Origin of the sequence: Aphanothece microscopica RSMan92, assembly GCF_046613545.2 — a bacterium.
In the GTDB taxonomy this organism is placed as follows: Bacteria; Cyanobacteriota; Cyanobacteriia; order PCC-6307; family Cyanobiaceae; genus NIES-981.
Genome location: NZ_JBKKKY020000528.1, coordinates 1 through 458, shown reverse-complemented (window position 1 = coordinate 458; position 458 = coordinate 1). Strand labels below are relative to the sequence as shown.

At 69.7% G+C, this 458-nt stretch carries 1 tRNA gene; it reads left to right on the top strand.

Annotated elements, in window-relative coordinates:
- Positions 1-113 precede the first annotated feature (113 nt).
- Positions 114-188 (top strand) — tRNA-Glu (locus ACLD7X_RS18895).
- Positions 189-458 lie beyond the last annotated feature (270 nt).

Sequence of the window (458 nt, the reverse complement as noted above, 5' to 3'; positions counted from 1 at the left end):
TGCGCCATGCCGCAGGCCGCGCCGACGGCCGTCCGCAGATGGCCGCAACAAAGGGGATTTTACCCCTTGCGAGTCACCCGGTGCCCGGCTAAATACCCGCCCACGCCAAGCGCGGCCCGTTCGTCTATCGGTTAGGACACCAGGTTTTCAACCTGGGAAGAGGGGTTCGACTCCCCTACGGGCTGCCAGCTTGGCGTGATTTTCTCGGACATATGATGCAAGGCGCAGGGCACGCGGGGCCATGCGGTGGCTGTTGGCCCGGCGTTCCGGCGCGGGCCGATGGGGCGGTTGCGGAGTATCAGCGGGACTGGCGTGCCGCGGCGCGCAGCGATCGGGTATGGCTGATCAGGTCGGCGGCGAAGACGCGTTCGACTTCGGCCCGCGTCATGCGGGGGGCCGGGTTGGCGGGGCGGCAGGCGGGCAGGTGCAGGCGCAGCGCGGGCCATGCGATCCGCAGG